The organism is Streptomyces cyaneochromogenes (assembly GCF_003963535.1).
Classification (GTDB): Bacteria; Actinomycetota; Actinomycetes; order Streptomycetales; family Streptomycetaceae; genus Streptomyces; species Streptomyces shaanxiensis.
In genome coordinates this window covers 10,131,148-10,150,956 of sequence record NZ_CP034539.1, presented here as the reverse complement: position 1 = coordinate 10,150,956, position 19,809 = coordinate 10,131,148, and the positions used below count along the sequence as shown (strand labels likewise).

Genomic DNA, 19,809 nt, shown 5'->3' with positions numbered 1-19,809 from the left:
CGGCAGGGCGCGTACGGAGCCGGTCCTGCCCTATCCCGTTCGACCTGCGCAGTGGGCTCGGATCGAGCCGTTGCTCCCGGACCGGACGCCGAAGCGGGGGGAGGGTGTTCACCGCGCTGATGGCTCAGGCCGACGCCGATGAGGACCTGGCCTGGGCCGTGTCTGTGGACTCCACGATCGTCGCGTGAGCTCACCAGCACGCGGCCGGGGCCCGCAAAAAGGGCCCCTGTTGGCGAGCCGGCCGACCACGCCATCGGCCGGTCCCGCGGCGGGCTGACCACCAAGATCCACCTGGCAGCCGATGCCCGCTGCCGGCCACTGGCGTTCATTCTCACCGCCGGACAGGCCGGTGACGCTCCCGCCTTCACCGACGTCATGGTCCTTGCGGACAAGGCCTACTCATCTCGCGCGATCCGCGACCACCTGCGCAACCGCGGCATCCGGGCGGTGATCCCGGTCCCGGCGGATCAGCGAGGCCACCGCCTGCGGCGGAGCAGCCGGGCGGCAGACCACCGGCCTTCGGCCCTGAGGCCTACAAGCAGCGCAACACCGTCGAGCGGTGCATCAACCGCTTGAAACAGTGGCGAGGCATCGCGACCCGCTACGAGAAGACCGCGACCATCTACCTGGCCGGACTCCACATTGCCGGCATCTTCCTGCGGTCCGCCCGGTGATCCAACGAAATCCCCTAGGTGACGGCCACCTTCGAGGACGCCACCGCGGCCGAGGCCGGCTACCCCCGCTCGGGACGCAGCAGAACCTCGCTGCCGATGGGCGTGAACCCGCACGCGAGGAAAACGCGCAGGGAACGGGCATTGCCCGGGGAAACCGCGGCGAAGACCGGTTCGCCTTCCGGGACCAGCGAAAGGGCATCGGAGAGGAGCGACCGCCCATGTCCGCGGCTGCCGTACTGAGCGCGGTGGAGTTCGATACTCAGCTCTCGCCGCCCGGCGAGTCCGTCGGCCAGGGTGATGAGGCCACGTTCGTCACCGTAGACCTGGACGTTTGTCCGCAGCCACAGGGCGTGGCGGACACGCGGATGGTCGTCTGCGTCGGTCAGCTCCGTCAGACGCGGGGGGCCGCCGGTGCCGCGGGCCGTGAGTGTGGCGTCGGTGACGCCGATCCAGCCCGTGGGTCCGGCGAGGTGGCGCAGGAAGTCCGCAGACAGCGACTCGCCGAAGCCGTCCGGGCCCGCGGCGTATACGGCCTGGTTGGTCATGGCGGTGGCGACGACGGCGTGACCGGTGAAGGCGACCGAGCATTCGAGCCCCCCAGGCAGGGGCGGCAGCACCGTCACCCGGCCGTCGACCGGTGGGAAGCAACCGTCGGCAGCGTCCATGAAGTAGGTGAGGAGCGGGTGCGGTTCACGCACGGTAGGCCACCTGCGTGTTGAGGAAGTCCAGTAACCAGCAGATGTCAGATTCTACGGACCCGTTGAGGCAGTTCATGCCGTGAGGGGGTTTTGGGGCGTTCGAAGCGGGCCCCGGCGCGGACGAGCGACGGTCACCCCCTTCACCCAGCAGTGGCAGGCCGATCATCCGGAGCTGGCGACCGACAGCTGGCCGGAAGCCGTAACCCACTTCCCTCAAGCCTTACTTCACGTATTGACGAAAGTGGTCCAGACCTTTAGGTTCACGGGTCAGCATCGCAGCGCGTGCCGCATTCACCGTTCATGCGGTAAACGCGGCCTCGGTTGTTCACCCCCCACGAAGGGCCTCTGCACCCATGCCCAGACCTCTCCCCACGGCTGTCTCTCTCGCCGCTCTCTCCCTCGCCACCGGCCTGCTCGGCACGCCACCCGCGCAGGCCGGCACCGGCACCATCACCAGCCCCGACGACGCCGCCCCGTTCACGTCGGCAGCCGTGGCGCCGTACCTCTACAACGGCTGGGGCAGCCCGCCGAACCCCACCACGGTCACCAACGCCACCGGGGTCAGGTACTTCACCCTCGCCTTCGTGCTCAGCAACGGCTACTGCAACCCGCGGTGGGACGGCAGCCGGGCGCTGACCGGCGGTGTCGACCAGCAGACGATCAACACCGTGCGGGCGAACGGCGGCGACGTCGTCCCGTCCTTCGGCGGGTGGAGCGGTAACAAGCTGGAGAGCTCCTGCTCCAGCGCGAGCGAACTGGCCGCCGCCTACCAGAGGGTGATCACCGCGTTCGGGCTCAAGGCGATCGACATCGATCTCGAGGCCGACGCCTACGACAGCCCCACCGTGCAACAGCGCACCGTCGACGCGCTCAAGGCCGTGAAGAACAACAACCCCGGCCTCAAGGTCTACGTCACCATCGGCACCGGGCAGAGCGGCCCCGACACCAGCCTGATCAACCGCGCCGCCTCATCCGGTCTGACCGTGGACGCCTGGACGATCATGCCGTTCAACTTCGGCGGGGTCGGCCAGAACATGGGCAACCTCAGCACGCGGGCCGCCGAAGGCCTCAAGAACGCGCTGAAGAACGCCTACGGCTACAGCGACGACCAGGCCTACCGGCTCATGGGCATCTCGTCGATGAACGGCATCACCGACCAGGGCGAGACCGTCACGGTCGCCGACTTCCGCACGATGCTCGCCTACGCCCAGCAGCACCACCTGGCCCGGCTGACGTTCTGGTCCGCCAACCGCGACCGCCCGTGCACCGGCGGCCCCGCCGACAGCTGCTCCGGCGTGAGCCAGTCCGACTGGGACTACACCCGCGTCTTCGCGGCGTACACCGGCTGATCCAGCACCCCCACCCCCACTCCCACTCCCACTCCCCCCAACCACCCGCGCTCCTTCGGCAAGGAGAACCCGTGCTCACCTCTTTGCGCTCCGTATCCTTGCGCTCCGTACTCAAGCGCCGCCGCAGATCAACCGCTTCCGCGGTGGTCACCGCGGCAGCCGTCGCCTCCCTGCTCACCGCGGCGCCTGCGGCGGAGAGCGCGGCCGCCGCGCTGCCCACCGATTTCGCGACCGTCATGAACGCCGCGAGCGGCCGCTGCCTGGACGCCCGGTCGGCGGCCTCCGCCAACGGCACCGTCGTGCAGCAGTACTCGTGCAACGGCTCCACGGCCCAGCAGTGGAGCTTCACCACCACCAGCGACGGCTATGTCCGTATCAACAACCGCAACAACGCCAACCAGGTCGTGGACGTCGCCGACGTCTCCACGGCAGACAACGCGCCCGTACACCTGTGGACCTACGGCGGCGGCGCCAACCAGCAGTGGCTGCCCGTCCACGAAGGCGGTGGCGCCTACCGCTTCGTCAACCGCAACAGCGGCAAGTGCCTGGACGACCCCGGCGCCTCGACCGCGGACAGCGTGCAGTTCGTGCAGTACACCTGCAACGGCAGCGCCGCCCAACGTTTCCAGGTGGTCCCCGTGACCCAGTCCGGCACCACTCCGGACCTCGGCCCGAACGTCGCCGTCTTCGACCCGTCCATGTCGGCGTCCACGATCCAGAGCAGGCTCAACACCATCTTCCAGCAGCAGGAGACCAACCAGTTCGGCTCCCAGCGCTACGCGGTCCTGTTCAAGCCGGGCTCCTACAACGCGGACGTCAACGTCGGCTTCTACACCCAGGTCGCCGGTCTCGGCCTGTCCCCGGACGCGGTCACGATCAACGGGGCGGTACACGCGGAGGCCGACTGGTTCCAGGGCAACGCGACGCAGAACTTCTGGCGCGGCGCCGAGAACCTGTCCGTCAACCCGACGAGCGGCACCGACCGTTGGGCGGTCTCGCAAGCCTCGGCGTACCGCCGGATGCATCTGCGCGGCAACCTCGCCCTGGACGACAACGGCTGGTCCAGCGGCGGCCTGTTCGCCGACACCAAGATCGACGGTCAGGTCAACTCCGGCAGCCAGCAGCAGTGGCTGACCCGCAACTCCCAGCTCGGCAGCTGGACCGGCTCCAACTGGAACATGGTCTTCGTCGGCAGCCAGGGCGTCCCGGCCACCCAATTCCCCAGCCCGCCGTACACCACGGTCGCGCAGTCCCCGGTCAGCAGGGAGAAGCCGTTCCTGTACGTCGACGAGAACGGTGCCTACCAGGTGTTCGTGCCGGCACCGCGGGCCAACTCCAACGGCATCAGCTGGGCGAACGGCGCCTCGGGCAGCTCGCTCCCGCTGAGCCGGTTCTACATCGTGCGGCCGGGCGCCACCGCCGCGCAGATCAACTCCGCACTGGCCTCGGGCCTGAACCTGCTGGTCACCCCCGGTGTCTACCACCTCGACCAGACGCTTCAGGTCAACCGCGCCGACACCGTCGTCCTGGGCCTGGGCCTGTCGACCTTCATCCCGGACAACGGCGTCACCGCCATGCGGGTGGCCGACGTCGACGGCGTCAAGATCGCCGGTGTGCTCTTCGACGCCGGCACGACCAACTCCGGCACCCTCGTGGAGGTCGGCCCCGGCAACTCCTCCGCCTCGCACGCCGCCAACCCGACGTCCCTGCACGACGTGTACTTCCGCGTCGGCGGCGCCGCCGTCGGCAAGGCGACCACCAGCCTGGTGATCAACAGCGACAACGTCATCGCCGACCACACCTGGATCTGGCGCGCCGACCACGGCAACGGCGTCGGCTGGACCACCAACACCGGCGACACCGGCCTGATCGTCAACGGTGACAACGTCACCGCGTACGGCCTGTTCGTCGAGCACTACCAGAAGCACCAGACCGTCTGGAACGGCAACGGCGGGCGGACGTACTTCTACCAGAACGAGATGCCGTACGACCCACCGAACCAGGCGTCCTGGATGAACGGCTCGACGCAGGGCTACGCCGCCTACAAGGTCGCCGACTCGGTCACCAGCCACCAGGTCTACGGGTTCGGCAGCTACTGCTACTTCAACGTCAACCCGAGCGTCGTCGCCGAGCGTGCCATCGAGGCACCGAGCAACGGGGGCGTCCGCTTCACCAGCATGGTGACGGTCTCGCTCGGCGGCACGGGCACCATCCGGCACGTCGTCAACAACACCGGTGGTCCGTCCAACTCCACGACCAACGTGGCCAATCTGACGAGCTACCCGTAGCGCTTCAATCCAGCTCCGCCGTCGGCCGCCGCTCCGCCCGAGGGGCGGCCGACCCACCCCCCGACACCCCCAAGGAGCGTCCTCAGCCATGTCCCTGACCCAGCGCAGACCCCGCCTCGCGGTCCTCGCCGTTCTCTCCGCCCTCCTCACCACTCTGTTCACCGTGACCCCCGCCCAGGCCGCCGACGGCACGATCAGCGGACTCGCCGGCAAGTGCGTCGACGTGGCGGGTGCCTCCAGCGCCAACGGCACCGCCGTACAGCTCTACGACTGCAACGGCACCGGCGCCCAGACCTGGTCCAACCCCGGTGACGGGACCCTGCGCGCACTCGGCAAGTGCCTGGACGTCGTCGACCGCAGTACCGCCGACGGCGCGGCGGTCCAGCTGTGGGACTGTTCGGGCGGCGCCAACCAGCAGTGGGTGGTCAGCGCGGCGCGCGACGTCGTCAACCCCGCCGCGAACAAGTGCCTGGACGTCCGGGACAACAACAGCGCCAACGGCACCCGCCTGCAGATCTGGACCTGCACCGGCGCCGCGAACCAGAAGTGGAACGCGCCCGCGAGCGGAGGCGGCGGCAACCCGTCAGGCTTCGTCGTCAGCGAGGCGCAGTTCAACCAGATGTTCCCGAACCGGAACTCCTTCTACACATACAGCGGCCTCACCTCCGCCCTCAGCGCCTACCCCGGCTTCGCCAACACCGGCAGCGACACGGTCAAGAAACAGGAAGCAGCCGCCTTCCTCGCCAACGTCAACCACGAGACCGGCGGACTCGTCCACATCGTCGAACAGAACCAGGCCAACTACCCCCACTACTGCGACTGGAACCAGCCCTACGGCTGCCCCGCCGGCCAGGCCGCCTACTACGGACGCGGACCCATCCAGCTCAGCTGGAACTTCAACTACAAGGCCGCCGGCGACGCCCTCGGCATCGACCTGCTCAACAACCCCTGGCGCGTACAGAACGAAGCACCCGTCGCCTGGAAAACCGGCCTGTGGTACTGGAACACCCAGACCGGCCCCGGCACCATGACCCCCCACAACGCCATGGTCAACCAGGCCGGCTTCGGCCAGACCATCCGCTCCATCAACGGCTCCCTCGAATGCGACGGCAAAAACCCCGCCCAGGTACAGAGCCGCGTGGACGCCTACAACCGATTCACCTCGATCCTCGGCGTCTCCCCGGGCGGCAACCTCTACTGCTGACGACCGGCACTCAACAAGGAGTCGAGATGCGCAAGTTGAGGCCCCTCGCCAAAGTCCTCCTCGGAGCGGTCGGAGCGCTGACGCTCGTGATCGCGGTCCCGGCGACCGCCCACGCGAACGTCCTGACCCTGCTGCCGCAGAACGCGGACGGCCTGGATCAGACCTTCTCCCCCGCCTACGACTACGACGGTGACGGCTGCTACGCCACCGCCGCCATCGGCACCGACGGCACCCTCAACCCGGGCCTGAAGCTCGGCGGCGACGTCAACGGCAAGTGCCACGACTACGCCCAGCTGGCCAACGCCAACACCTACTCGCGCTCGAAGTGCAACAACGGCTGGTGCGCGGTGATGTACGCCAGCTACTTCGAGAAGGACCAGATCACCCTCGGTCCGGCGGCCCTCGGTCACACCCATGACTGGGAGCACGTCATCGTGTGGATCCACAACAACGAGGTCCAGTACGTGTCTGTGTCCCAGCACAACACCTACCAGGTGGCCGCCCGTTCGGCGATCCGCTTCGACGGCACCCACCCGAAGATCGTCTATCACAAGGACGGCGTCTCGAGTCACTGCTTCCGTTTCGCCAACGGCAACGACGAACCGGCGGAGAACGCCACGGGCAACTGGTTCTACCCGCGCCTCGTCGGCTGGAACGGCTTCCCGGCCGGCTACCGCGACAAGCTCATGAGCGCGGATTTCGGCTCGGCGACCGTCAAGATCGACGACGGCGACTTCCAGTGGGCCCTGGACCACGCGAAGCCGTCCGGCATCCCCTTCGATCCGTACGCCTGACGCTCGGCCCTCCCGGGCCACCGATCACCGGCGGTGGTACGGGCAACGGTGTGAAGCGAACGCCCCCGCTGGCACTCGTCGGCGGGGGCCATCCGTAACGGCGGTCCACGGCCTCACGCCGGTGACGACATTCACCCGCCCGGCGGAGATTCTGGACCCGGCCGCGGCCGTGCCCCACCGTTCAGCGGACGACCTTGATGCCGAAGTGGGTGCCGAATCCGAGGGCGAAGCCGATGGCGGAGTGCATGTGGGCGTACATCTCCATGCCGCGGGCGGAGACCAGCGGGCCCAGGTCGAGGATGTCGGTCCAGCCGTAGGCCTTGAGCAGGTCGGTGACGGCCGCCTTGGCGTCGGTGTGCTCGCCCGCGATGAACATCGTGTGCTCGCCCGCCCCGACGCCCTTCGGGTCGACGACGGTGTCCTGCTCCTGCGTGACGAACGCCTTGACGACCTTCGTCCGCGGCAGCGCGCGCTGGATCCGCTCGGCGAGGCTGTCGGTGTCGCACGGGTCGAGCTTCGGCATCGTGCCCCAGGGTGTGGGCCAGGGATGCTCCAGGTCGGGGTTGTAGATGTACGGCACGGCGTAGTCGACGAGCGTCTTGGTCGCCAGCTGCTCCGCCGCGGCGGACAGGGCGGCGACCGCGTTGTGGCCGTCGATGCCGCTGATGACCAGCTCCGCCGCCCGCTCGGCGGCATCCGCGAAGGTGTGCATCTGGATTCCGGGGTGGTCGGCGAGCCAGGCGCCGAACGGCGGGTTGCCCATCATGTCGGGCTCGGTGCGCGCGAGGGTGGCCCTGGGATCTCGTGTGCCGACGTGGACCTCGTGACCGAGCTCGGCGAGTTTCGCGATGTGGGCCCGAGCGCCGCCACCCGTACCGAGAACAGCGATTCCCATGCATTCCTCCGGTGTTGTTCCTGCGGACAGCTTCACAGTAGGAGGGCTTTAGGACAGCTTCTGTCCTTTGGCACGGGCAGAGTGGAGATCACGACGAGTGACACGACCTCCCGCGTGCTGCGGCTGCTGCCCCTGCTGCAGACACGCCGAGGGTGGTCCGGCGCGGACCTCGCCGACCGCCTGGGTTTCACCGTGCGCACTGTCCACCGCGACATCGACCGCGGCTACCGCCTGGCCGCGGGCGCCGACCTCCCTCCCCCTCGACGCCGGCCCCGCCGTCCTCGAGCACCCCCGCACCGTCGCCGACCGCGTGCGGCGGGCGATCAGTCGATCTCACCGGTCTCATGAAGAAGGTCGGGATCCGCCTCCGGAGCCCTCAGCGGAACAGAATTGCGCGTGACGTACTCATCCATGTACCCCCGGGCAGCGACCGCCTTGGCGCCCGCCAACACCGACGTACCCTCGTAGTTCTCCCCAGGCCACTCATCGAGCCGCTGTGCTTCCCGGTACACCTCACGGGCGAAGCTGTCGTTCATGCCAGGCACCTGAACCGGGTTCGCGATCAGCTCATGGGACCAGGCGAAGCCGACACACGCGCCCTCGCGCCCCTGGTCGAGCCAGCCCGGACAGGCCCACCCGGCCGAGCGCAAGGGCTCACCAGCTGAAAGGAACCGGCATCGCAAGGCATCCGGAGAGTGCGGTCCGATGCGCCATACGGGTGATCACCCGGTCCCGCCGTCCTGCTGGAACCCTGCGCGCATGGCTTGCCCACCATGGCAGCTGGGCCGTACCGCCGCCGCTCTTGGACTCCATCGCAACACCGTGCGCCGACGTATCGCCAAGGCTGAAACGACCTCGCGGTCAAGTGCTGCGCATTCTCAACTCCCTGCGGGCGGTGCGGTGCAGGATGCCCTCGGTTGCTTGACCATCGCCGCAGGTGGACGTAGTCGTAGCCCTTGTCGGCATGGGGCCTGGCCGGCTGAGCGACTACCGAGGAGACAGCGCATGAGGATCGTCATCACCGGTGGCTTCGGCTTCCTGGGACGACAGCTCACCGGCACCCTGCTCACGACCCGGACGTTCCGTGGCGCGCCGATCGATCGCCTGGTGCTCGCCGACCGGATCGTGCCGCCCGAGTCGCCCTCGGCGTCCGACCCCCTCGTGCAGATCGTGCACGGCGACCTGATCGACCGCCTCGACGAGGTGTTCGCGGAGCCGGTGGACGTTCTGTTCCACCTCGCCGCCGCCGTCTCGGCCGAGTGCGAAGCCGACTTCGATCTCGGTATGAGCACCAACCTGGACACCACCCGCGCCCTCCTCGAAGCCGCCCGGGGACAGTCGGCCGCCGGCGGGCCGGCTCCGCGCGTGGTGTTCTCCAGCAGCGTGGCTGTCTACGGTTCCGACCCGGCGCTGCCCCTCCCGCCCGTGGTCGGCGAATCGACCCTGCCCACGCCACGATCGAGCTACGGGATTCAGAAACTCGTCTGCGAGCAGCTGATCGCGGACTACACCCGCCGGGGTTTCGTCGACGGACGCGTCGCCCGCCTGATGACCGTGTCGGTGCGGCCGGGCAAGCCGAACGCCGCCGCCTCCGGCTTCTTGTCCGGCATCATCCGCGAACCGCTCGCGGGCCTCCCGGCGATCTGCCCCGTGCGTCCCGCCCTGCGAGTGGCCCTCGCCTCGCCACGGCGCACGGTCGAGGCGATCCTGCGCATCGCGGAAGTCGAGCGCAGCACCGGGCGGGGCCGGCTCGACGGCGGGCTGCCGGTCAACCTTCCGGCACTCACGGTCTCTGTCGCCGAGATGCTGACGACGCTGCGGCAGGTGGCCGGGGACGCCGTGGCCGATCTGGTGTCGATCGCGCCCGATCCTGCCATCGAAACCATCGTGGGGTCGTGGCCCTCCGTCTTCGACAACACACGTGCCGCCGCGCTCGGGCTTCAGCCCGACCCGAGCTTCGCATCGGTCGTACGGGAGTACCTCGCCGACCACCCCGAGGCGGTCCTGGCCGACCTACCGCCCGCCAGGTGACGGCCGACTGCCGCCGCGTTGTCCCGTCGAAGTCGGGGTCGGGGTCGGGGTCGGGGTCGGGGTCGGGGTCGGGGCACCACGCTCGTCGACGGTTCGAGCGCCCGCGCCTCACCCACCGATCCCGAAGGGCAGCCCCTTCGCGTCCCCGCGCCACCTGGTCCAGGCAGGTGCCGACGGCGCGGCCGAAATCGTCGATCTCGGCCGCGACTTCCGCAGGGGCGACCAGACTGACGCGCATCAAGGCCGCGCTCCACTCGCCCCAGTCGTAGTCCCAGCCACGCCGGTCACCGTGTGCCCGCCTGAGTTCCATCGTGAACTTGGCGTAGTGACTGAACAGCTCCTGACAGGCGGCAAGTTGCTGGTCACGTAGCCACTGACGGTCGTGGGCGCGGCGGGTGACGATGCCGCCGACCAGAACGCCCACGGTGGCGGAGAGAGCCCCAGCCGCCGTCGTCACCAGCGTGTCCAGCACCGGCCCTCCATCAGATCGGGCCGCCATCGGTCGGCGACGGCACGGCGTACGGACGCAGGACCATGAGCGAGCCTTCCAGGGCCGCCACCATGGCAAAGGGAAACCGGTCGAGCTCAAGACAGAGTGCGACGTCATCCGGATGGACTCCTTGACGCACCCCCTCCGCCAGCTCGGTGGCGGCGCGGGACTCGGCAGCGCGGCGAAGGAACCCGGCGGCATCCGTGCCGGCCTCGGTGGTTCTCCGAGCGATGTACTGGGCGCATGCCAGGTCTTCATCGGCCTGGCCGTCCTCGCCGGTGACCACGAACGTGACGCTGTCACTCTTACGTGCCCGCAAGAGCCGAGCCGTTGCCTCCGCCACCACGAAGCCGGCGCACAGCACCAGCGACGCCTCCTTGACGGCAAGGGCACCGACCGTCCCTGCCGTGGTCTTCTGCACAACGGTCCGTCCGCCAAGGTCGATGGACCGCAGCAGGCCGGGTGAGTTGACGGTGTCGAACCCGGGCGCGGGTGGACCGTCCTTGAGCGCCACCCATTCCGGGTGGCGAGCCTTGAGCGCGAGAGCGTCGTCCAGCGACTCGGCAAGAACGATCTTTTCCGCGCCTTGGGCAAAGGCCCAGGCAGCCACGGTGAAAGCACGCATGACGTCGACTACGACCGCCACGGACGGGGTCTCGACCACCTCGGCGATGCCAACGAAACGAGTGTCCATTCCGATCATGATCGCGCACGCCCGATCCGCTGCGGCCAGAGAGTGATGGGCATCACGTCGAGGGTCTTGGCATGAGTGCGGCCACAGTTCCGGCGAACACTTTCCCGCCGTCCCGGTGCCTGACTCCGTGGGTGGTGTTGCCGACCCGTCTGCCGATCGGGCCGACACCCCTACGGACGGTGTTGGTGTGGCCGAACCGGTCAACTCGCGAGGCCGGCCTTCGTCAGCCACTCCTTGGCTACGGTGGAGGCGTCCTCCTTGTCGTTGACGAGCTTCTTCATCATCTCCGTCAGGTCCTCGGTGGTGAGCTTGGCCGAGACTCCGTTGAGCGCTCCCTTGGCCGTGTCGTCGACCGCGGACTTGTAGACCAGGGGCGTGACGTTCTGTGAGGCGAAGAGGTTCTTCGGGTCCTCCAGCACCACCAGCTTGTCCTCCACGATGGCGGGATCGGTGGTGTAGATGTTGGCGGCCTGCACCTTGCCCGAGTTCAGCAGCTTCAGCAGGGTGCTCTGGGCACCCGCGTCGAGCGGCTGGAACTTCCCGAACTCGACGCCGTAGATCTTCTTCAGACCGATCCAGCCCTGGGTACGGGTCTTGAACTCGGAGCCGGCACCGATCGTCCAGTCCCCGGCGAGCGGCTTGAGGTCGGCGAGGGTCTTGAGGTTGTACTTCTTGGCCGTCTCGGCGGTGACCGTGACCGAGTCCTTGTCCTCGGCCTCGGCCGAGTTCAGGATCTCCACCGACGACGGGAGCTTCTTCTTCAGCTCGGCGTTGATGGTGTCCGTGCTGGTCGCGGTGCTGTTCTTGTCGACCGCCACCGCCAGCAGGGCGCCGTTGTACTCCGGGAAGACCTGGATGCCTCCCTTGACCACCTGGTCGTAGTAGACCTCACGGGCCCCGATGTCGAACTTGCGGGTCACCTTCAGGCCCTTGGCCTCCAGGGCCTGGGCGTAGATCTCGGCGAGCAGCTGGTTCTCGGGGAAGTTCGCCGAGCCGACGACGAGGGACTTGCCGTCGCCGCTGTCTGCGCTGCCGCCGGTCAGCGGGTTGTCATCGCTCTCGCCGCCGCCGCAGGCGGTCAGCGACAGCGCGGCGATCAGTGCGAAGGCGGCGCCGCGGTGGATGGCTCTCATGGGTGTTTCCTTTCTCGGAGCCCTGGGGCTCGGACAGACTCAGGGCTCGGGCAAACTCGGGGCTCGGACGAACTCAGGACTTGGACGCCGAGACCCTCAGGCCCGGCGAGACGATGACGCGCCGCAGCGCGGTGAACAGGATCTGGACGACCAGCGCCAGGACCACGACGACCGTCGAGCCGCCGATGACCAGCTCGTAGTCGTTGCGGGAGAGCCCGTCGACGATGAAGCGGCCCAGGCCACCGAGCCCCGGATAGGCCGCCACGGTCGCGGTGGCCACGACCTGGATCGCGGCGACCCTGAGGCCGAGGAGGATCAGCGGCAGCGCCATCGGCACCTCCACCCGCACCAGGACCTCCCACTCGGTCATGCCGACCCCGCGGGCGGCGTCCCTGGTCGCCGGGTCCACGCCCCGGACTCCCTCGAAGGTGTTGATGAGGATCGGCGGGACGGCCAGCGCGACCAGGGCGACCAGTACGGGGGTGGTGCTGAGCCCGGCGAGCGTGACGACGAGGACGACCAGGCCGAAGGTGGGGATCGCCCGCGCGAGGTTGGCGACGCTGGCCACGGCGAACGCCCCACGGCCGGTGTGCCCGACGAGCAGCCCGAGCGTCAGCCCGATCAGGGCGGCGAACAGCAGCGACGCACCGCTGTAGGTGAGGTGCTCCAGAAGCCGCTGCGGGATTCCCTCCGCACCGTGCCACTGCTTGGAGGACGTCAACCAGTCCCCCACGAGCCCGAGTTGGTTCAGCAGATCGTTCATGTCGCCGTCACCTTGCTCCGGGACCAGGGGGTGAGCAGCCGCTGCGCCAGGACCAGCAGCGCGTCTGTGGTGAGCGCGAGCAGCATGATCAGCACGATCGCGGTGACGATCGGGGTCGGGAAGTCGAGCTGGAGGCCACGGGTGATGTAGTAGCCGAGACCGCCCTGTCCGATCAGCTGTCCCACGGCGACGAGGCTGATGGAGGAGACGGCGGCGACGCGTACGCCGGCGATGACGACGGGTACGGCGATGGGCAGTTCGACCTGGACGACACGGCGTACCGGGCCGAACCCCAGCGCGGTGGCCGCCTGCCGGACCGGTTCGGGGACCGAGGCCAGCCCGTCCACGACGTTGGGCACCAGGACCGACAGCGTGTACAGCGTCAGCGGGATCATCACGGTGCGTTCCGTCAGCCCGGTGTACTTGACGAAGATCATGAACAGGGCGAGTGACGGGATGGAGTACAGGATGTTGGCCACGGTCAGCACCGGCGCGTACAGCCATCGCCAGCGGTGGCAGAGGATGCCGAGGGGCACCGAGATGATCAGCCCGAACAGCACGGGCAGCAGGCCGAGGCGCAGGTGGACCCCGGTGTAGTCGGCCAGCTCGCCCAGGTGGTCGCCGATCCAGGCCCACCGGACCAGCGGTTCGCCGTCGCTCATCGCTCACCACCGCCCGGGCCGACGGAACCGGCCGTGTCCCCGGTCTTGGCGTCCGCTCCCTTTGCGACCTCGTCCTTTGACACCCCGGACTCCGCGTCGCCGTCCTTGGCGACCTCGGGCGCCGCATCCACGGCCGCGTCCTCCGCCGCTTCGGGCACTTCAGCCGCGGCCACCCCCGCGGAGAGTTCGTGCGCGTCCGCGACCCCGACGACCGCGCCGTCCGCGTCGACGCCCACCGCGAGCCGGGACGGCGACAGGAGCGCCGAGTCGAGGGCGGCCCGCGCCGAGTCGCCGACGAGGCTGAAGGTGTGGCCGAGCGGCGTGAGCGGCGCGTCCGCGAGGGTGCCGCTCTCCGGCAGCTCCGCGACGGCGGCCCAGCCGAGCGGTCGCCGCTCGGCGTCGACGACGAGTACCCACGGCTCGTCCGCCGCCCTGGCCGATGCCACGGGAGAGGTCGCCGGCAGCACCGCACCGTCGCGCAGGGGCACTTCGGCCGCCTTGAGGAAGGACAGCCGGCGAATGCCCCGGTCCTGCCCGACGAAGCCGGCCACGAAGTCGTCGGCGGGCTGCGCGAGCAGTCGCTCGGGGGTGTCGAACTGGGCGAGCCTGCCTCCGGTTCGGAACACCGCGATGTTGTCTCCGAGTTTGATCGCCTCGTCGATGTCGTGGGTGACGAACACGATCGTCTTGTGCAGCTCCTTCTGCAGCCGTATGAACTCCGCCTGCAGCTCCGCCCGCACGATCGGGTCGACCGCGCTGAACGGCTCGTCCATCAGCAGCACCGGCGGGTCGGCGCCCAGCGCCCTGGCCACCCCGACGCGCTGCTGCTGCCCGCCGGAGAGCTGGCTCGGGTAGCGCCCCGCCATCTCGGCCGGCAGGCCCACCAGTTCGAGCAGCTCCGCCGCCCGCGCCCGCGCCTTCTTCCGGCTCCAGCCGAGCAGCAGCGGGACGGTCGCGATGTTGTCGAGGATGGTCCGGTGCGGGAAGAGCCCGGCGTGCTGGATCACGTACCCGATGCCGCGGCGCAGTTCAGGGGCGTTGACCTCCCGGATGTCCCGTCCGCGCAGGCTCACCGTCCCGGCCGTCGGCTCCACCATGCGGTTGATCATGCGCAAGGTGGTGGTCTTGCCGCAGCCGGAGGGACCGACCAGGACCGTGATGCCGCCCTCGGCCAACTCCAGGGACAGATCGTCCACGGCCGTGGTGCCGTTTGGATAGTTCTTGCTCACCGCGTCGAATCTGATCAAGGCTGCCCCTCACCTGACTGCATATGCCTATGCAGATTTTCGAGTGCGTGAATGGCAGTCAATGGCCGACTGTGAACGCCGCGTTACGTTCGTACGAAATCAGGTCAAGGGCGTCCGGAATGCCCACGTTCCACGGCTGATGTGCCACTGAGAATTGGCCAGCGCAGACGCAAGGGAGACACCCCATGGAACCGGTCCGGTTCACTTTCCTGAACGGCTCGGACATCGAACGGCTCGAGCTGACCGACATCGAGATACTCGACGCCGTCGAGGCCGGGCTGCGCGCCCAGGGCCTCGGGGAAACGGTCATCGAACCGCGCGTGCACCTCATGCCCGATGCCGCGTTCAACGGCCACTTCAACGTCCTGCGCGGCTACATCGCTCCGCTCGCGCTGGCCGGGGTCAAGATCGTGGGCGACTACGTGGACAACTACCGGCTGGGTCTGCCCTCCGAGATGGCGCTGCTCAACCTCTTCGATCCGCGCACCGGTATGCCGGTGGCCGTCCTCGACGCCACCGCCATCACCGAGATGCGCACCGGCGCCCTCACCGCACTGGGGGCACGTCATCTGGCCCGCCCGGACGCCAAGGTCCTCGGGCACATCGGCGCCCGCGCCACGTCGTACTGGAACGTCCGCCTGCTCGACCGGATCTTCGACCTCGCCGAGATCCGCGTCCACTCGCGCCGCCCCGAGAGCCGGGAGGCCTTCGCCGAGCGGCTACAGGAGGAACTCGGCAAGCCCGTCGTCGTGACCGAGGACTGGAAGACCTGCGTGGAAGGCGCGGACATCGTGGTGGAGGCCTCCCGCCTCGAACGCCCGGAGCCGCTGCTGAAAACCGAGTGGATCGCCCCCGGCGCCCTGGTCGTGCCCTACGGGACGAACAGCGCCGTCGAACTCTCCCTCACGGACGTCATGGACAAGATCGTCGTCGACGACTGGGGCCAGGCGCACGCCGGACCGTTCGGCGCACTGCGCGCACATGTCGACAGCGGCAGACTCGACGAGACCATTCTGCACGGCGAGTTGGGCGAGATCGTCGCCGGCCGCAAGCCCGGCCGGGAGAGCGCCGAGGAGACGAACCTGTTCTGGCACCGCGGCCTGTCCCTCTCCGACATCGCGCTGGGCGGGGCCATGCTGAAGAAGGCCCAAGAGCGCGGCCTCGGGCAGAAGTTGCGGTTCTCATGAGTGGGGTCGTCGTCGACGGGCGGACCTTGTCCTACGACGATGTCGTCGCCGTCGCCCACCACGGAGCCGAGGTCGTCCTGGCCGACGACGTGCTCCCCCGCCTCGCCCGCGACCGGGCCGTCGTCGACGACGTCGTCGACCGCCAGGTGCCGACGTACGGGCTGACGACGGGGCTGGGCACCCGGTCGTCGTACGCACTGCCCCGCGCCGAACTCGAGGAGTTCAGCGTCCGTACGGTCCGCGGACGGGCCAACGCGGTCGGCGACCCGCTGCCGGTGCCCCTCGTGCGTGCCGCCCTCCTCGCCCGCGTCAACGGCATCGCGGGCGGAGGCAGCGGGGCACGAGCGGAGATCCCGCGGCTGCTTGTGGACATGCTCAACGCGCGGGTGCATCCCGTGATACCCGAGGTGGGGTCGATCGGCGCATCGGATCTGTGCCAGATGGCCCATGTCGGCCTGGTCGTCATCGGTGAGGGCAGTGCCGAGTTCGCCGGCGAGGTGCTCGACGGCGGTACGGCACTGCGGCGGGCCGGTCTCGCTCCTGCCGTACTGGGCCCGAAGGACGGCCATGTGCTGTGCAGCGCGAGCCCGCTGGCGGCCGGACAGGGGGCTCTCGCCCTGCATGAGGCGGCCGCTGTCCTCACCCTGGCCCAGGCGGTCACGGCGCTGACCTACGAGGGCTTCCGGGCGAACACGAGCCCGCTCGACCCACGGGTACTGGACTTGCGGCCGGCCCCCGGTCAGTCCCGTGCCGCGGCCGAGCTGCTCGGCTTCCTGGACGGCGGTGAGCTGGGCGATCCCCGGTACGCGCGCCGGGTCCAGGACCCCGTCAGCCTGCGCTGCGCGGCCCAGGTGCACGGGGCGCTGCACGCCGCGCTGGGCTTCGCCGACGCCGCGCTCCGACCGGAGCTCAACGGCTGTGGCGACAATCCGGTGGTCCTGCCCGACACCGGCGAGATCCTCTCCTCCGGCAACTTTCACACCCCGGCCCTGGCCCTCGCCTTCGACACCCTCGCGCTGGCCCTGACGCAGACCGCGTCACTCTCCGCCGAGCGCATGCGACGCCTGCTCGCCCCCGCCGTCAGCGGACTGCCCGCGAACCTCTCCCCGTACGGTCCGGAACGCTCGGGCTTCGCACCGCTGGCCAAGACGGCGCAGGCGCTCGTCGCCGAGATCCGCATGCTGTCCGCCCCCGTGTGCACCGACCCCCGCCATGGCGCGGACGCCGTCGAGGACGACTCGACCAACGCGGCGCTCGGGGCGCGGCGGCTGGCCACGGTCCTCGTCCGGCTACGGCAGCTGCTGGCCGTGGAGGCGGTGGTCGCCGCCCAGGCCGTGGACCTGGCCGCACCGTCCGCCCTGGGACGGGGACCTCGGTTCCTGCACCGCGTGATCCGGGAGATCGTTCCCCGCCTGGACGACGACCGGCCCTGCGGGGTGGACGTGGAGGCGGTGGACCGGGACATCCTGGGTTCGGACGACGTACGGAGCGCACTGCGCACCCTGGCGGGAGAGGCGTCAGGCGTAGTGGGAGGAGCAACCGTGGTGGCAGGAGCGTCAACCGTGGTGGGAGAAGCGCCATGACCAACGTCGACGTGCACCAGCATCTGTGGACCCCCGCGCTGGTGGCGGCCCTGCGCTCCCGCGGTGAACCGCCGTTCCTGGACGGCTGGACCCTGTTTCTGCACGGTGAGGCGCCCTACGAGATCCCGCCCGCCGACCACGACGTGACACGGCGCGCGGAGCAGGCGGCCGCCGACGGCCTCGGCCTGGCGCTCGTCTCCCTGTCCGCCCCGATCGGCGTGGAGTGGCTGCCCGCGGCCGAGGCACGCCCCCTGCTGGACGCCTACCACGAGGGCGCCGCCGCGCTCCCCGAGCCGTTCGGGGCCTGGGCCGCCGCCTGCGTACGGGACATCGACGCCAAGGAGACGGCCGAGGTTCTCGACCGGGGGTTCGCCGGCCTCCAGCTCCCGGCGAACGCCCTTGCCGACGCCGCCGGTTACGCGCGGTGCACCCCGCTGCTCGACCTGCTCGAAGAGCGCGACCTCCCGCTGTTCGTCCACCCGGGGCCCGCACCCGGCGAGTCCGAGGGGCCCGGTTGGTGGCCCGCGATGGTCCCCTACGTCCAGCAGATGCACGCAGCCTGGTTCGCCTTCCGCGCCTTCGGCCGCGCCCGCCATCCACGCCTGCGGGTGTGCTTCGCGCTGCTGGCCGGGCTCGCTCCGCTGCACGGGGAGCGGTTCGCCGCCCGGGGCGACGGGGCCGGCAGCGGGGTGGACCCGGATGTCTTCGTCGAGACGTCCTCGTACGGTCCGCGCGCCGTCGACGCGATCGTCCGCGCCCTCGGTGTGGACGCCGTCGTCCAGGGCTCGGACCGGCCCTACGCGGAGCCGCCGCAGCATCCCGGCTTCGGTCTGGGCGGAGCCGCGGCGTACGCCTTCCGCATCGCCAATCCGCGACGACTGCTCACCGGACGGAACTGAACCAGCCGCCAGGCCCGGCGGCGAGCAGCCACCCCGTCCTGCTCACACCGTGGAGGGGACCTTCTCCTGCTTGCCGGTGTCACGGTCGCCCGCCAGTCGCAGGGTCACCAGGGCCGCCACCCCCGCCATGATGCCGAAGGTGAGGGCGGCCGGGACGCCGTCGCCGAGCTTGGAGAACAGGTACACAGGCCCCCACACGGAGACGGTGTCGTCCAGCGCCATGTGCACGACTTGGCTCACCAGCAGACCCAGCACGGTTGCGCAGACCGCGCCCACCGCCATCGCCGGCGCCGTGGTCCGGGTGAGCAGGCCGGGCAGGAGCCGCAGCGCCCACCACACCACGGCCAGCATGAGCACATCGGCGGCTCGGTACAGCAGCCAGTCGCCGAGCGGCGCGGTCGCCGGGCCCGTCCAGGCGCCGAGCAGCAGCCACTCGCGCAGCAGGTCGCCGGGGTCGGACAGCAGCCCGGTGCCGACGCCGAACGAGGTCTGGATCCAGGCCGCCACCGACACGTACGAGAGGATCACCAGCGACACCGCGATCACAGCGGTCCCGACGCTCGCGGCCAGGCGAGCGGCCCGCGGCGGCACACTCCGCCGGGGCAGCGGGTCCGCGCCCTTTACGGTGACACGCGCCACGAGCACCGTGCCCACGGCGGCCAACAGCGCCGCGAACACCGTGACCGGCCCGCTCGACGCGATCACACTCGCCACCTGCGGCAGGAACCGGTAACTGCCGCGCCCCCGGGAAGCGATCAGCCACGGCGCGGAAACCGTCACCGCCAGCGTTCCGGCCACCGGGCCCCAGGCCCACAGCGCGCACAGCGTGGCAGGCGTACGCCCCTGCGCCGGCGGAATCCTGCGCAGCAGGAGCAGCGCACCGGCCAGGAAGAACACGAACACGGCCACGTATCTGATCTGCATCGCGGTGCGGTACAGATCGGAGTACTGGGTGCCCCCGCTCACGGCCGTGTCTCCCCCCGTGCCCGCGCCGGAAGTCCCGTCGGACTGCAGCGCCGTCGCGGGGTCGTACGACCAGGGTGCGAGCCATCTCCAGAGCTCGTTCGCGGAATCGATGTCGAACACGCTGGTGGTGCCCCGCAGTTGCAGCGCCTGGGCGCTCGCCCCCGCCCACCACAGCAGCAGCGTCATCAGCAGGGCTCCGACCAGCGCCGGTATCGCCGCGCGTCGGTATGTCATGTGCTTTCCCCCGTGTTG

General features: G+C 69.7%; 16 protein-coding genes and 4 pseudogenes. 11 read left to right on the top strand and 9 right to left on the bottom strand.

What is annotated here, in order from left to right; genetic code table 11:
* Positions 1-252: 252 nt before the first annotated feature.
* Positions 253-674: pseudogene (locus EJ357_RS45530) on the top strand (IS5 family transposase); the annotation flags it as partial.
* Positions 675-733: 59 nt separating this feature from the next.
* Here the strand turns inward: EJ357_RS45530 and EJ357_RS45520 are convergent.
* Complete coding sequence (locus EJ357_RS45520; RefSeq protein ID WP_126398460.1) at positions 734-1,372, bottom strand: GNAT family N-acetyltransferase; 639 nt, start codon at positions 1,370-1,372, stop codon at positions 734-736.
* A 482-nt stretch (positions 1,373-1,854) separates the two neighbouring features.
* Here EJ357_RS45520 and EJ357_RS45515 point away from each other — a divergent pair.
* The 4 genes and pseudogenes from EJ357_RS45515 to EJ357_RS45500 form a co-directional block, all read left to right on the top strand.
* Positions 1,855-2,721: pseudogene (locus EJ357_RS45515) on the top strand (chitinase); the annotation flags it as partial.
* A 143-nt stretch (positions 2,722-2,864) separates the two neighbouring features.
* Positions 2,865-5,009: an RICIN domain-containing protein gene (locus EJ357_RS45510; protein ID WP_126400907.1), complete on the top strand. Its 2,145-nt coding sequence runs from the start codon at positions 2,865-2,867 to the stop codon at positions 5,007-5,009.
* Positions 5,010-5,097: 88 nt separating this feature from the next.
* On the top strand, positions 5,098-6,213 hold the full coding sequence (locus EJ357_RS45505) for a chitinase (RefSeq protein WP_126398456.1): 1,116 nt from the start codon (positions 5,098-5,100) through the stop codon (positions 6,211-6,213).
* A 26-nt stretch (positions 6,214-6,239) separates the two neighbouring features.
* Positions 6,240-7,007: an NPP1 family protein gene (locus tag EJ357_RS45500; RefSeq protein WP_126398454.1), complete on the top strand. Its 768-nt coding sequence runs from the start codon at positions 6,240-6,242 to the stop codon at positions 7,005-7,007.
* A 181-nt stretch (positions 7,008-7,188) separates the two neighbouring features.
* On the opposite strand, the gene EJ357_RS45495 is transcribed toward EJ357_RS45500, so the two are convergent.
* Positions 7,189-7,902: an NADPH-dependent F420 reductase gene (locus tag EJ357_RS45495; protein WP_126398452.1), complete on the bottom strand. Its 714-nt coding sequence runs from the start codon at positions 7,900-7,902 to the stop codon at positions 7,189-7,191.
* Between the two features lie 81 nt (positions 7,903-7,983).
* Here EJ357_RS45495 and EJ357_RS49905 point away from each other — a divergent pair.
* Positions 7,984-8,160, top strand: a pseudogene (locus tag EJ357_RS49905) (HTH domain-containing protein); the annotation flags it as partial.
* Positions 8,161-8,225: 65 nt separating this feature from the next.
* Here EJ357_RS49905 and EJ357_RS45485 read toward each other — a convergent pair.
* On the bottom strand, positions 8,226-8,438 hold the full coding sequence (locus EJ357_RS45485) for a hypothetical protein (protein WP_126398448.1): 213 nt from the start codon (positions 8,436-8,438) through the stop codon (positions 8,226-8,228).
* Between the two features lie 169 nt (positions 8,439-8,607).
* Here EJ357_RS45485 and EJ357_RS50900 point away from each other — a divergent pair.
* Positions 8,608-8,745 (top strand): annotated as a pseudogene (locus EJ357_RS50900) (helix-turn-helix domain-containing protein); the annotation flags it as partial.
* A gap of 162 nt (positions 8,746-8,907) precedes the next feature.
* Positions 8,908-9,933, top strand: a complete 1,026-nt coding sequence (denD, locus tag EJ357_RS45480; protein WP_126398446.1) for a D-erythronate dehydrogenase — start codon at positions 8,908-8,910, stop codon at positions 9,931-9,933.
* Between the two features lie 482 nt (positions 9,934-10,415).
* Here the strand turns inward: denD and EJ357_RS45470 are convergent, their stop codons facing one another.
* The 5 genes from EJ357_RS45470 to EJ357_RS45450 form a co-directional block, all read right to left on the bottom strand.
* On the bottom strand, positions 10,416-11,117 hold the full coding sequence (locus tag EJ357_RS45470) for a 2-phosphosulfolactate phosphatase (protein ID WP_323377726.1): 702 nt from the start codon (positions 11,115-11,117) through the stop codon (positions 10,416-10,418).
* Between the two features lie 200 nt (positions 11,118-11,317).
* On the bottom strand, positions 11,318-12,241 hold the full coding sequence (locus tag EJ357_RS45465) for an ABC transporter substrate-binding protein (RefSeq protein ID WP_126400905.1): 924 nt from the start codon (positions 12,239-12,241) through the stop codon (positions 11,318-11,320).
* An 82-nt stretch (positions 12,242-12,323) separates the two neighbouring features.
* On the bottom strand, positions 12,324-13,013 hold the full coding sequence (locus tag EJ357_RS45460) for an ABC transporter permease (protein WP_126398443.1): 690 nt from the start codon (positions 13,011-13,013) through the stop codon (positions 12,324-12,326).
* Positions 13,010-13,675 carry an ABC transporter permease gene (locus EJ357_RS45455; RefSeq protein WP_126398441.1) on the bottom strand — a complete coding sequence of 222 codons (666 nt, stop codon included), beginning with the start codon at positions 13,673-13,675 and terminating at the stop codon, positions 13,010-13,012. The genes EJ357_RS45460 and EJ357_RS45455 overlap by 4 nt, the downstream gene beginning before the upstream one ends.
* Complete coding sequence (locus EJ357_RS45450) at positions 13,672-14,922, bottom strand: ABC transporter ATP-binding protein (RefSeq protein WP_228472807.1); 1,251 nt, start codon at positions 14,920-14,922, stop codon at positions 13,672-13,674. The genes EJ357_RS45455 and EJ357_RS45450 overlap by 4 nt, the downstream gene beginning before the upstream one ends.
* 185 nt (positions 14,923-15,107) lie before the next feature.
* Here EJ357_RS45450 and EJ357_RS45445 point away from each other — a divergent pair, with 185 nt between their 5' ends.
* From EJ357_RS45445 to EJ357_RS45435, 3 genes are read left to right on the top strand one after another with little or no spacing between them, the layout of a single operon-like run.
* A complete protein-coding gene (locus tag EJ357_RS45445) occupies positions 15,108-16,109 on the top strand; it encodes an ornithine cyclodeaminase family protein (protein ID WP_126398439.1) in 1,002 nt (333 codons plus the stop codon).
* Complete coding sequence (locus EJ357_RS45440) at positions 16,106-17,692, top strand: HAL/PAL/TAL family ammonia-lyase (protein WP_126398437.1); 1,587 nt, start codon at positions 16,106-16,108, stop codon at positions 17,690-17,692. The genes EJ357_RS45445 and EJ357_RS45440 overlap by 4 nt, the downstream gene beginning before the upstream one ends.
* Positions 17,689-18,591, top strand: coding sequence for an amidohydrolase family protein (locus EJ357_RS45435; RefSeq protein WP_126398435.1), 903 nt, complete (start codon positions 17,689-17,691; stop codon positions 18,589-18,591). The genes EJ357_RS45440 and EJ357_RS45435 overlap by 4 nt, the downstream gene beginning before the upstream one ends.
* A gap of 42 nt (positions 18,592-18,633) precedes the next feature.
* Here EJ357_RS45435 and EJ357_RS45430 read toward each other — a convergent pair whose 3' ends face one another.
* Complete coding sequence (locus EJ357_RS45430; RefSeq protein ID WP_126398433.1) at positions 18,634-19,791, bottom strand: hypothetical protein; 1,158 nt, start codon at positions 19,789-19,791, stop codon at positions 18,634-18,636.
* Between the last annotated feature and the right edge of the window lie 18 nt (positions 19,792-19,809).